Source organism: Streptomyces sp. NPDC005866 (genome assembly GCF_040629895.1).
Taxonomy (GTDB): domain Bacteria; phylum Actinomycetota; class Actinomycetes; order Streptomycetales; family Streptomycetaceae; genus Streptomyces.
This window is the reverse complement of record NZ_JBEXWP010000017.1, coordinates 75500-88055: the sequence shown is the minus strand read 5'-3', so window position 1 is coordinate 88055 and position 12556 is coordinate 75500. Positions and strand designations below refer to the sequence as shown.

At 73.1% G+C, this 12556-nt stretch carries 10 protein-coding genes; 4 read left to right on the top strand and 6 right to left on the bottom strand.

The features are described from left to right. Positions 1-92 precede the first annotated feature (92 nt). The 4 genes from ABZ396_RS24585 to wecB are packed head-to-tail and all read right to left on the bottom strand — an operon-like array spanning position 93 to position 5839. A complete protein-coding gene (locus ABZ396_RS24585) occupies positions 93-2279 on the bottom strand; it encodes a glycosyltransferase (protein WP_358918771.1) in 2187 nt (728 codons plus the stop codon). Continuing rightward, the gene (locus tag ABZ396_RS24580) at positions 2276-4084 is read right to left on the bottom strand and encodes a hypothetical protein (protein ID WP_358918770.1); all 1809 of its coding nucleotides are present in this window, start codon (positions 4082-4084) and stop codon (positions 2276-2278) included. Before ABZ396_RS24580 ends, ABZ396_RS24585 begins: the two co-directional genes overlap by 4 nt. After that, positions 4084-4758, bottom strand: a complete 675-nt coding sequence (locus ABZ396_RS24575) for a methyltransferase domain-containing protein (protein ID WP_358918769.1) — start codon at positions 4756-4758, stop codon at positions 4084-4086. Before ABZ396_RS24575 ends, ABZ396_RS24580 begins: the two co-directional genes overlap by 1 nt. Beyond that, a complete protein-coding gene (wecB, locus tag ABZ396_RS24570; protein WP_358918767.1) occupies positions 4751-5839 on the bottom strand; it encodes a UDP-N-acetylglucosamine 2-epimerase (non-hydrolyzing) in 1089 nt (362 codons plus the stop codon). Before wecB ends, ABZ396_RS24575 begins: the two co-directional genes overlap by 8 nt. 92 nt (positions 5840-5931) lie before the next feature. Here wecB and ABZ396_RS24565 point away from each other — a divergent pair, with 92 nt between their 5' ends. The 3 genes from ABZ396_RS24565 to ABZ396_RS24555 all read left to right on the top strand — a co-directional run bounded on the left by ABZ396_RS24565 (position 5932) and on the right by ABZ396_RS24555 (position 10044). Next, positions 5932-7353 (top strand): glycosyltransferase, encoded by a 1422-nt coding sequence (locus ABZ396_RS24565; protein WP_358918765.1) that lies wholly within the window; start codon positions 5932-5934, stop codon positions 7351-7353. A 79-nt stretch (positions 7354-7432) separates the two neighbouring features. Continuing rightward, positions 7433-8755, top strand: a complete 1323-nt coding sequence (locus ABZ396_RS24560) for a nucleotide sugar dehydrogenase (protein WP_358918764.1) — start codon at positions 7433-7435, stop codon at positions 8753-8755. A gap of 74 nt (positions 8756-8829) precedes the next feature. Then, positions 8830-10044, top strand: a complete 1215-nt coding sequence (locus ABZ396_RS24555) for a glycosyltransferase family 4 protein (RefSeq protein ID WP_358918762.1) — start codon at positions 8830-8832, stop codon at positions 10042-10044. Here the strand turns inward: ABZ396_RS24555 and ABZ396_RS24550 are convergent. Next, positions 9941-10282 (bottom strand): VOC family protein, encoded by a 342-nt coding sequence (locus ABZ396_RS24550; protein WP_358918760.1) that lies wholly within the window; start codon positions 10280-10282, stop codon positions 9941-9943. The genes ABZ396_RS24555 and ABZ396_RS24550 overlap by 104 nt on opposite strands. Positions 10283-10386: 104 nt before the next feature. Beyond that, positions 10387-10812 carry a PPOX class F420-dependent oxidoreductase gene (locus ABZ396_RS24545; RefSeq protein WP_358918758.1) on the bottom strand — a complete coding sequence of 142 codons (426 nt, stop codon included), beginning with the start codon at positions 10810-10812 and terminating at the stop codon, positions 10387-10389. 433 nt (positions 10813-11245) lie between these two features. On the opposite strand from ABZ396_RS24545, the gene ABZ396_RS24540 reads away from it, so the two are divergent. After that, positions 11246-12469, top strand: coding sequence for a serine hydrolase domain-containing protein (locus ABZ396_RS24540; protein ID WP_358918757.1), 1224 nt, complete (start codon positions 11246-11248; stop codon positions 12467-12469). Positions 12470-12556: the final 87 nt, after the last annotated feature.

Here is a 12556-nt window from a genome sequence, read left to right as displayed (position 1 = left end):
GGCGTCCTGCAGGGTGTCCACGGCAGGATGCGGACCCGCGCGCTCGGCTCCGCCGGAACGCGTGCCTCGGCCGTACGCGAGCGGCCGCGTCGTCAGCCGGACACCAGCAGCTCCGTCCAGTCCTTCGCCACCCGCTCCAGGGAGAAGCTCTCCCGCACCTGGCCGCGGGCCGTCTGCCCGGCCGACCGCCAGTCCTCCTGCTCGCCCAGTCCGGCGATCGCCTCGGCCATCGCCTCCGGGGTGTCGTGGATCCACCGCCGGTCGTAGATCTCGTCCGCGCCCAGCCAGGGCAGCAGCGCGGGTACGGCGCCGGAGGCCATGCCCTCGGCCGGGGCGAGGTGGAAGCTCTCGTCGTCGCTGGTGGACAGGACATGGCCGATACGGCGGAGCCAGTTCGGCACGTCCGGGCCGAACTGGTCGAAGACCACGGCCCCTTCGAGCAGCGGCGAGGTCTGCATGCGGCGCAGGATCGTCTCGTAGTGGGCGCGTTCCTCGGGCTTGTTCCAGATCCACCAGTACTCCCACGGTGGCTTGGACTTGACGGAGAGGTGCCAGCGCCGGTCGTGGGCGCGCAGCGCTTCCAGGACGTCGAGGCCGAGGTCGAGGCGTTTGCGGCTGGGCGCGATGCCGATCATGCCGAGGCGGTGGCGGGCGCCGGGGGCCTTGGGCCGGTCGAGCTGGTCGACGTCGACCCAGTTGCCGATCGTGGTGATCTTCGAGGCGGGCCAGCCGGTGCGCTCCCGGGTGCTGCGGGCGTAGTAGGGGCTGACGCACACCACCCGGTCGACGGCCTCGATGTCGACCTGCTGGGGGTAGCCGGCGTCGAGTTCGAAGCGGTGCAGGCGGACGATCAGCCTGCTGCCGCGCCGCTTGTGGCGGCTGTACCAGATCGCCGCCGGGCCGCACCACTCGACGACCACCACATCGGCCCAGTCGGCGAGTTCACGGCTGGCGGCCGGGTCGTGCTGGGCGAGCGCGGGCCAGGCGTCGACCCGTACGTCGAGGCCGGGCAGGGCGCGGAAGTGGTCGAGCAGCCGGGTGAGGAACTTCAGGTCGTGGCCCGCGACCCCGATCCGCAGCGGGCGCGCGCGGGTGGCGACGGCCGGCGGCACGGACGGGAAGGCCCGGTCGAGGTGACCGCGCCAGCGGGCCGCCGCGGCCTCCAAGGTGTACTGCCGGGCCGCTTCCGCACACCGGTCGGCGGCGAGATGCCTGGCCTCGGGATCGCGTACGGCGACGGTGACCGCGTCCACCGCGTCCGCGAGGGCCGCGTCGCCGGGCACGAAAAGCGGGTAGTCGGCGCCGAGCAGCGCCTCGTGCGCGGGGGTGCGGTTGAGGACGACGGGCAGGCCGAGGGATCCGAACTCCAGTACCTTGGTGGAGAGTTCGAGGCTGGCGTCGAGGGAGGAGTCGCGCCAGCCGAGACCGAGGTCGCAGTCGGCCGCGATGCGCATGGCCTCCTCACGGGGCACGCCACCGTGGTGGACGACCTCGGGGGTGGTGCGCAGTGCCTCGGCCATGGCGGTGTCGAAGCCGGGGTGGGCGGGATCCTTGTGGATCTTGTCGCCGACGGCGTGGAGTTCGGCCCGGATGCCGCGTTCGGCGAGCCGCGCGGGCAGCCGGGTCATGGGCAGGGTGTTCCAGCGGGGCGCGAACTTGCCGGTGTAGACGAGGCGTACGGGATCGTGCGGTCCGTTGCGCTGCGGGACCGGGAAGCCGGGTTCGGGCACCGCGGGCGGGCTGAGCACGGCCCGGCCGCAGGCCTCCGGCACCCAGGCCTCCAGAAAGCACCGCAACTCCTCTGTCTGGCACAGGAGTTGCCGGGAGGCGTTGGCGATGCGAGCGAGGTCGGCGCGGTCCAGTTCGGTCATCTCGGCCGGGGACTGCGGGATGTCGGTGAGGTAGGCCCAGATGCGTCCGTCGAAGGCGCCGTCGCCGACGATCTGCTTCACCAGCCGGCGGCCGCGCAGCACCAGCAGGTCGCAGGGCTCCTCCTCGTCGAGACGGGCGAGCAACTGCGAGGCCTGGAAGGGGGAGAGGGGATGCGCACCCTGCCCGGGGACGAGGTGTTCCTCGTACGGACGCACCACGGTGACCCCGGGCAGTCCGGCCAGCGGGTCGGTCAGCCGGCCCGTCTCCACGGGGGCCTTGAGGACGAGCCGGGTCCGGCAGCCCGCGCGGGACAGCGCCTGCACCGTCGACTGGGCCCAGACGGCGGAACCGTCGATGAGGTTGAGGTCCACGTCGCCGTAGACGAGCGCCCTGAGGGTGCGGGTCATGACGGTTCCTTTCCACGCACGGCGAACAGGCGGTGCCCGGCACGCGACCAGGTGTCCGGTGGGGCGCCGGTGTCCAGGAGTGACCGGCGGACGAGCAGCGGTGTCAGGGTCGGTACGAAGGCGTAGTCGTCGGCGGCGGGGGTGTGGCCCACCGCGTCGGCGCCCGAGAACTCCTGGGCGCAGAGCAGGTCGAGCAGCAGGGTGTCGGGGCGGTCCTCGGTCAGGTCCGTCCAGTCGGCGACCCAGGGCGTGGTGGGCGGTCCGGAGTGGACGGTGACCGAGGCGGCGGTGAGTTCGTCTAGGTCGAGCCCCGCGGGGTCGGCGACGACGACCTCGGCCGGCCGGTGCAGCTGGCCGAGTGTCTGGGCGACGAGCCGGGCGACGTCGGTGGCGTCCCGGGGCGCGGCCAGTACGGCGACCCGGCGTTCGGCGAGCGGGTCCGGGGCGCCGGCCAGTTCGGCGAGCCGGGCCAGCCGTAGCCGGGTGCTGTCCTGCTGGAAGACGTCCCGGAGCCGGTCCCGGCCGTCGGTGACCGGGTCGAGGCGGGAGAGCGCCACCCCGGTGTCGCCGTCGAGGACGGCGTCCCAGGGCAGCTGGGACAGACCCGGCGCGGACGACGCCGGGCCGTCCCGCCACAGCACCGCCGTACGGCCCAGCCCCCGTGCCTGGCCGACCAGTTCGGCCAGCCGCCGGTCGAGGTCGGGGGCGAGTCCGGTGCCGGTCAGCGACCAGGGGCCGGCCTCGCCGGTGCACGCGCCGAGCTGGACGAGGAAGACGTCCGGGTCGGTGCGCGCCACCAGCAGCCGTCCGTCGTGCGGCAGCACCCGGCTGACCACGGCGTCCGCCGCGAAGTCCGCCGCGCTGCGGTCGGTCAGCACGCCGGTGATCACCAGCCGGTCGCGGGGTGCCACGGACAGGGCGCGGTGGGAGAGGTGGAAGCGATCGTCGGCCGGTGCCTCCGGCGCCGGGGCGGTGCTCGCGGCCCGCGCCGGCCGCCCCTTCCCCTTCCGCTGCCGCCACAGTCCGTACAGCTCCCCCGGCAGCCGGGCCGCGCCGCGTTTGGGCGACCGGGCCGCCGACACCAGCGCCTTGCCGACCCGCAGCGACGTGGAGCCCTCCAGCATGGCCACGCGCGCCTCCAGCACCCCGGTGCGCTCCCGGGCGCCGCGCAGGGCGGAGGCGAGCTGGTCCTTGTCCCGCAGGGCGGCGGCCAGCCGTTCGGCGAGGCCGTCCTCGCGGGCCGTCTCCAGGGCGCGGGCGGTCTCCTCGGCCGCCCGCTCCAGGTCGATCAGACGGGCCCGCTGGGAGCGGGAGACGAAGTCGGCGAGGACGTACTCGTCGGCGATCCTGAGGGCGGTGGCGAAACCGTCGGCCGGCAGCGGGCGGCCGAACCAGTCGTGGGGCGGCAGGAGTTCCTCGGTGCACGCGAACACCGCGCCGGCGTGCAGATGGGTGTAGCCGAGCGAGGTGGCGTGCAGCACCTGGCAGCGGTGGGCCACCAGGGCGTCGAGGAGGCGGTGGTAGGGCAGGTCGGTCCCCGGGTGACCGAAGACGATCAGACCGCGGCCGCCGGGCCGCATCCGTTCCAGCGCGGCGAGACAGTCCGCCTCGTCGCCGTGCACTGCGGGGTCGGGGCCGTAGCAGAGGAGCACCAGTTCCCCTTCGCCGACGGGCTGTTCGTGCCGGGTCAGCTCGACGCCCGGCGGGAGGTGCAGATAGGGGTCCAGACGCAGGCCGCCGCTTGTCGCGTCCACGACCGAGGTCACGTCGTCCAGATGCGGGTGGAGCAGATCGGTCAGGCGCATCAGCGGGTCCTTGTGAAGACATGGAAGCCGACCCGGTTCTCGCGGAAGCCGTAGGGCCGGAAGAGGGTGTGACTCAGGCCCAGGGGCTCAAGTGCCTCGCGGTAGGCGGCGATCGGCCGGTGCAGGATGTAGTCGCCGCGCGGGACGGGCTCGTCGGTGTTCTCGTCGGTGACGATCAGCCGGCCGGTGACCCGGACCAGCGAGGCGAGATTGCGCAGTCCGGCCGCCCACTCCGTGTCGTCCAAGACGTGGAAGAGGACATCCACGCACATCACCACGTCGTAGAGCCAGGGGCTGCGCCACTCGTCGAGGGCGGCGAACGCGTAGCGGGGTCCGCCGCCGTCGGCCCGGGCGTGGGCGACGGCCTCCTCGCTGGCGTCGAAGGCGTCCACTTGGTGGCCGCAGCGGGCCAGGGCGCGGGCGAAGTGCCCCTTGCCGCAGCCCGCGTCCAGGACGAACAGCGGGGAGGACGGGCTGGACAGGTCGCCGATCAGGGTGAGGAGCTGGCCCAGCCGCACCGCGTAGAAGATCTCGTTGCCGGGCCGGTCCAGGCCGATGTGGCCGCCGGAGGCGAGGTCGTCGCGTTCGCGGTGCCGGGTGTCCCAGTAGGTGCGGGCGGTGTGCCCGAGGTCGGCGCGGGGACCGTCGGGGTGGGTGCGGGTGGCGTCAGTCATGGCGCTCCAGCCACTCGGTGAGCACGCGGGCGATGCGGGGGCCGGCCTTGCCGTCCCACAGCGGCGGCCCCTCGGGGTCGGCCGCCGGCTGCCCTTCCAGGACCTTGCGCAGGGCGGGCACCAGTTCGCTGTGGCTCACCAGGCGGTTGGTGCCGTGGGTGACGGTGACCGGACGTTCGGTCGTGGTGCGCAGCGTCAGACAGGGGACGCCCAGCACGGTGGTCTCCTCCTGGACCCCGCCCGAGTCGGTGATCACGGCGGCGGCGCCCCGCACCAGGCCCATGAACTCGACATATCCGAGCGGTTCGAGCAGATGGATGCCGGGTGCGTCGGCGAGGCCCGCCTTGCTCAGCGCCTCACGGCCGCGCGGATGCAGGGGCACGGCGAGGTCGAGGTGGGTGGCCGCCTCGGCGAGCGCGCGGGCGGCGGCCGCGGCCGCCTCGGGGTCGTCGACGTTGGCCGGCCGGTGCAGGGTGACCACGCCGTACGGTTCGGGCAGTGCGTGGGCGGCGCGGGCGGTGGCCGGGTCGAAGTGGTCCAGATGGGTGAGCAGGGTGTCGATCATGGGGTTGCCGACGAAGTGCACCCGGCCGGGGTCGACGCCCTCGCGGGCGAGGTGGCCGACGGCTTCCGGGCTGGTAGCGAACAGCAACTCGGCCAGCTGGTCGACCAGGCGCCGGTTGACCTCCTCCGGCATGGCCATGTCGAAGCTGCGCAGGCCCGCCTCGACGTGGGCCACCGGGATCCCCAGCTTGGCGGCGACCAGAGCCGCGGCCAGGGTCGAGTTCACGTCGCCGTAGACGACGACGAGGGCCGGGGCGCGGGCGAGCAGTTCACCCTCCAGCGCCACCAGCAGGTCGGCGGTCTGCCGGGCGTGGCTGCCGGAGCCGACGCCCAGGTCGGTGTCCGGGGCGGGCAGGCCCAGCTCCCGGAAGAAGATGTGCGACATCCGTTCGTCGTAGTGCTGACCCGTGTGCACCAGGACCTGGTCGTGCCCGGTCGCGCGCAGGGCGGCGACGACGGGCGCGGCCTTCACGAAGTTCGGCCTGGTCCCTACGACATGGAGTACGCGGCCGTTCATGTCGTACGTTCTCCGCTCTGTCGGCCTACCTTGGCGACATGGCCCGACGTCTGTCCCGGCACATGCCGCGTCGAATCCCCCGTGCACTCAGCTTGGCCGCATCCGTCGCATGGGGCGAGTTGCGGCACGATCCCACCCGGGCCGCGCTGCTCGGCGTACGGCTGCTGTCGGGGCGGGTGCGGCGCGGGCTGCGGCCGGTCGAGCGGCGGCTCGCCGCCCGGGCCCGCACGGCCGGGCCGACCGCCACACCGTCCGCCGCCCGGGTCCCGGCACCCGCCGGGCGGCCGGTGCGGCCCCAGCCCGGCCGGGTGCTCCATATCGTCACCAACGGGCTGCCGTTCAAACACGCCGGATACACCGTGCGCACCCAGGCCCTCGCCGAGGCCCAGCGGGCCGCCGGGCTCGATCCGCACGTGGTGACCCGCGTGGGGTTCCCGGTGGCGCAGGGCGTCCTGGACGCTCGCCCGCTGCAGATCGTGAACGGGGTGCCGCAGCACCGGCTGCTGCCGCTGGCCCTGCCGTACGGCCAGGGCGCGGTGCTGGCCCGCAACGCCGAGCTGGCCGGGCGCCTGGTGGAGCGGCTGCGGCCCGCCGTACTGCACGCGGCCACCGACCACGGCAACGGGCGGGTGGCACTGGCCCTGCGCGAAACGTACGGGCTGCCGGTGGTGTACGAGGTGCGTGGGTTCCTGGAGGAGACCTGGCTCACCCAGGCGGCGGGCCGCACCCCGGACGACGAGACGTACCGTGCGCGGCGCGCCCTGGAGACGTACTGCATGCGCCAGGCCGATCTGGTGCTGACGCTGGGCACGGCGATGAAGGCCGAGATCGCGGCCCGCGGAGTACCGGAGGAGCGGATCCTGATCGTGCCCAACGCGGTGGACGACGCCTTCCTCGCCCCGCCGCCGGACGGGGCGGAACTGCGCGCCCGGCTCGGCATCGCGGCGGACGACTATGTGGTCGGCACCGTCAGCACCCTTACTCCACACGAGGGAATCGGCACATTGCTCCATGCGGGTGCCGAGCTGCGCCGCCGAGGTGTTCCGCTGCGGCTGCTGATCGTCGGCGACGGACCCGAGCGCGCGGCGCTGGAGGCGCTGGCCGGGCGGCTGGGGCTCGGGGACGGCGTCGCGCTGTTCACCGGCCGCGTCCCGCACGAGCAAGTGCGCTCCTACCACGCCGTTCTGGACGTTTTCGCGGTGCCGCGCACCGATGAACGGGTCTGCCGTCTGGTCACCCCGCTCAAGCCGGTCGAAGCGATGGCGAGCGGTCTTCCGGTGGCGGCCAGTGATCTCACAGCCCTACGGGAAGTGGTCGAGCCCGAGGTGAACGGCCGGCTGATCGCGCCCCAATCTCCACACGCCTGGGCAGAAGCTCTCGAAGTATTGCTCTACAGTCGAAAACGGCGGCATGAATGGGGAGCATCCGCCCGCGCTCTGGTAGCGCGTGACCGCACCTGGACAAGGGTCGCTGCCACGACCCGAGAGGCGTACAGCGCTCTTGGATGTGTCTGAGGCCCCCTCGCCCGGAATCCCACCGTCCGGGCCCTTCGGATCAATACGGCGTCTGCCGTTGAGGGCGGAGTGGATCCCTATGCAGGTCGAAAAGGCCGTACCGCTCGGGGAATCGAGCGCATCGCTCGGGGATGCAGAACGGACCGACGGCTTCGAACTGGCCGTCATCGGGCTCGGTTACGTCGGGCTTCCGCTCGCGCGGGAGGCATCGCTGGTCGGGCTGAGAGTGGCGGGGCTCGACCTCGACCCACGGGTCGTGGAGGCCCTCAACGCCGGACACTCCCATGTCGACGACGTCTCCGACGACGACGTCGCCCGCATGCGGCAGGCCGGCTTCACCGCGTACACGGACGACGCCTGTCTGGCCCGTGCGCAGACGATCGTGATCTGTGTGCCGACCCCGCTCAGCGCGGACGGCGGCCCCGATCTGAGCGCGGTGACCTCCGCCGCGCGGGCCGTGGCGGGCAGACTGCGCCGCGGACGGCTCGTGGTCCTCGAATCGACGACCTACCCGGGCACCACCGAGGAGATCGTGAAGCCGATCCTGGAGGAGTCGGGGCTACGGGCCGGCGAGGAGTTCGCGCTGGCGTTCTCACCGGAGCGCATCGACCCCGGCAACACCACGCACGGGCTGCGCGAGACCCCGAAGGTGGTCGGCGGCAGCACCCCGGCGTGCGCGGCCCGGGCGGCCGCCTTCTACGGCAAGATCGTCGACACCGTCGTGCAGGCCAAGGGCACCCGGGAAGCCGAGATGGCCAAGCTCCTGGAGAACACCTACCGGCACGTCAACATCGCCCTTGTCAACGAACTGGCCATCCTGTGCCAGGAGTTGCAGGTCGACGTGTGGGACGCGATCCGCTGCGCCGGGACGAAACCGTTCGGCTTCCAGGCCTTCAGGCCGAGCGCCGGGGTGGGCGGGCACTGCATCCCGATCGACCCTAACTACCTGTCTTACAAGGTGCGTTCGATCGGCTACGAGTTCCGGTTCGTGGAACTCGCCCGGGAGATCAACGCGCACATGCCTCAGTACGTCGTCCGGCGCGCACAGGATCTGCTCAACCACGAGGGCCGCGCCCTGCACGGCTCCCGGGTGCTGCTCCTCGGCGTCACGTACAAGCCGGACGTCGCCGACCAGCGCGAGTCGCCGGCGGTGCCGGTGGCCCGCCTGCTGCGGGACCGGGAGGCCGAGATCGCCTTCCACGACCCGTTCGTACCGGCCTGGTTCGTGGACGGGGAGGCCGTGCCGCGCGTCACCGACGTCATGGCCGCCGTGCGCTCGCACGACCTGACGATCCTGCTCCAGGACCACTCCGCGTACGACCTCCCGGCCCTCGGCGACGAGGCCCGGCTGCTCTTCGACACCCGTGGGCGGATCTTCCGGCCAGGTGTCGAGGTGCTGTAGGCGACCTCTGTGGCAAGTCCTTTCCGCCGCCTGGAGTCCAAGGGCTCCGGGCGGCGGAGTCGAAAGGCGCTCAGATGCGGATACTCGTCGTCACCGTCGTCCACCACCCCGAGGACGCGCGCATACTGCACCGGCAGATCACCGCGCTGCGGGACCGGGGGCACCACGTGGTGTACGCGGCGCCGTTCTCGGCCCGCGAGGTGCGCCCCCGCGCGGACCTCGAAGGCATCGACCTGCCCCGGGCGGCGGGCCGCAGCCGCCGTGCGGCGGTGGGCGCGGCCCGCGCCCTGCTCGCCGAACGCGGCCACGAGGCGGACGTGATCCTCCTGCACGACCCGGAACTGCTCCTCGCCCTGCCCGGCACCCTGCGCCGCTGGCGGCGGTCCGGGGCGGCCCCGGTGGTGGTGTGGGACGTCCACGAGGACACCGCGGCCGCGCTCGCCACGAAACGCTGGGTACCCCGGGTGCTCCGGCCGCCGCTGCGGCTCGGCGTGCGGGCGGCCGAGCGGCTGGCGGAGCGCCATCTGCGGCTGCTGCTCGCCGAGGACGCCTACCAGGAGCGGTTCTGCCGCACCCACCCGGTGGTGCCGAACTTCACCACCGCGCCGGTCCAGGCGCCCGAACCGCCCGGCGCCGAACGCGTCGTCTACGTCGGTCACCTGTCCCGGGCGCGCGGCGCGCTGGACCTCATCGAGACCGCCCGGCACCTGGGGCCCGGCCTGCGCATCGAGGTGGCCGGCGCGGCCGACCCCGACGTGCGGGAGGCGCTGGCGGCGGCCGACCGGGACGGTGTCCTGCGCTGGCACGGCTTCCTGCCCAACGACCGTGCCCTCGCGCTGCTCTCCGGCGCCCTGGCCGGCCTCTCCCTCCTCCACGACCAGCCCAACTACCGCCACTCGCGGCCCACCAAGGTCGTCGAGTACATGGCCCACGGCGTCCCCGTCATCACCACGCCCACCCCGCTGGCGGCCGGCATGGTCGAGCGGCACGGCTGCGGTCTCGTCGTGCCGTACGAGGATCCGCGCGCGGCGGCGGAGGCGATACGGCGGCTGAGCGCCGACGCGGTACTGCGCCACACCGCGGCTCAGCGGGGCCGTGAGGCGGCCCTCACTCACTTCAACTGGCCCGACAAAGCGGCCGAGTTCACGCACGTGCTGGAGAGCTGGGTACGTGAGGCGGCCGGTGCTAGGGGCGCGGGTGGTGCGGCTCGTACAAGGCGACCTCGCCTCCGCCCGGCAACCGGAACCCCGTCACCCGACCCCAGGCCGCGTCCTGGAAGGGTCGGCTGAACTCCACGCCCTTCGCGGTGAGTTCGGCGGTGGTGGCATCGAGGTCGTCGCACATCAGCATCAGTTCGTGCGACGGTTCGCCGTCGGCCGGGTGGCAGGCCACCTCGGCCGGCGGCAGCGCGAAGATCAGCCAGCCTCCTCCGGCATCGACGTGCGGCCAGCCCAGGACGTCCCCGAGGAAGGCGCGGTCCGCCTCGGCGTCGCGCGTGTAGATCACCACATGTGCCCCATTGATCACGCGCGGAGGTTAGCGACGGACACCGCGAGCGGCAAGCACCCGCGGCCACGCGTCGGACCGGCCCCGCTCGCGGAGCACGGGCCGGTGTCCGTCCGGGCGTTCCGTCAGGCGCGCGGAATGCCGTACGCCCGCTCCACGCGCAGCCGCAGCACCAGCCGGCGGTCGCGGACCATGGCGGCGCGGTAGTCGTCCCAGTCGGGGTGCTCGCCCCGGACGTCACGGTAGAGGCGGACGAGTTCCTCGACGGTCTCGTCGTAGGGGTCCCGGGCGACCGGCGAGAGCTCGGCGGTGCCCTCGGCGACCGTGTACGCCCAGTGGTCGGGGCTGGTGACGTGGTACGAGGCACGGGGGTCACGGCGCAGGTTACGGGTCTTGGCGCGGTCGTCCGTGATCGAGACACGGACGGTCCGCTCGTCCGGGTAGTACGCGTGATTGACATTGGACAGCTGGGGGCGGCCGTCGCTCTTGAGGGTGACCAGCACCCCGGCGTGGCCTTCGGCGAGCAGCTTCAGAAGAGCGTCCTGGGTCATGTCCAGTCCAACCCCGTCGCGACGGCCTGGCATTCCCGGCCGTCGCACGCCGGAGCTCCACCGAGCCGTCCGTGCGCGGAGCGGCGGCGCCGGACGGCGGTACGGCTGCGCCGGGCGCGCAAGTCGCCGCACCATCGCGGGTGTACCTGGAGTCGGCACGGGACACACGGGCATGTACGAGAGGCGCCGCCGGTTCCGGGACGGTGGAACCGCAGTTCGTCGGGGCGGTCCCGCCGGTGCGGCGTCGGGGCGTACCGCCGCTCCCCCGGGCGTTTCCGGCGCGCTCGGCGTGGCGGCCGTACGTCCGCTCCCGGCGCCTCTTCTATAGCGTCCGTCACACCACATGCGGATGAGCGGGTCCGTTCTCCGCTTCCTGCGCGACGATGAGGTCCGAGGTCGGACGCACAGCGGACGACACGACCGGAGGAGAGCGATGGCACAGCTGCGACAGGACGTCGACCCCAGTGAGGTCGGGCTGGACGTGAAGGCGTTGGACCGCCTCGACCAGCACTTCGCCCACTATGTCGACGAAGGGCGCCTGCCCGGCTACCTGGTGGCCGTGGCGCGCGGTGGCCGGATCGCCCACCTCACCACGCAGGGCCAGCGCGACCGCGCGGCCGGACTGCCGGTCGAGCCGGACACCATCTGGCGGGTGTACTCGATGACCAAGCCGGTCACCGCGGTGGCGATACTGCTGCTGGTGGAGGACGGTCTGCTGTCGCTGGACGACCCGGTCGGCCGCCTTCTGCCGGAGTTCGCCGATCCCCAGGTGTACGTGAGCGGTTCGGGCACCGGCATGGTGACCCGGCCTGCCGACGGGCCGATCCTGATCCGGCATCTGCTCACCCACACCGCCGGGCTGACGTTCGCGTTCTACCACTCGCACCCCGTGGACGCCCGCTACCGCGAGGCCGGCCTGGAGTTCTCGGTGCCGGCGGGCGCCGACCTCACCGAGGCGATGAAGGTGTACGCCCGTATGCCCCTCCAGTTCGAGCCGGGCACCCAGTGGAACTACTCCGTCGGCTTCAACGTGCTCAGCCGCGTCATCGAGGTGGTGTCCGGGCAGCGGCTCGACGAGTTCTTCGCCGACCGGATCTTCCGCCCGCTCGGCATGCCGGACGCGGGCCTGCACATCGTGCCCGAACAGGCCGACCGGCTCTCGGAGTTGTACGGCGAGACGGACGGCGGCGCGATCGAGGCGATCCCCGGGCTGCCGCTGCGTGGCCGCCCCCGCTTCCTGTCCGGCAGCGGCGGTCTCGCGGCGACGGCGTACGACTACCACCGTTTCATGGAGATGCTGCGCCGGCGCGGCGAGCTGGACGGCGTCCGCCTGCTCTCCGCCGCCTCGGTCGGCCTGCTCTCCAGCAACCACCTGCCCGGCGGCACCGACCTGCGCGCCTTCGGCGCCCCCGCCCATCAGGAGCCCGGCAACGACGGCCTCGGCTTCGGCCTCGGCGTCTCGGTGGTGGTCGACCCCACGCGCACCCTCTCGCCGAGCAGCCCCGGCACCTACGGCTGGACCGGCGCGGCCACGACCGCCTTCTGGGTCGACCCCGCGCACGACCTGACCGTGCAGTTCCACACCCAGGTGCGCCCGAAGACCCTGAAGATCCTCCCGGAACTGCGCCGGCTGGTCCACGAGACGATCCTGGACTAAGGGGACCGGGTTGTCCGGTCGGACCAGGTTGGTCTCCGGGCGCGGGGTGGCGGGCGTCAACCGGCCGGCGCCGAGCGGACGCACGTC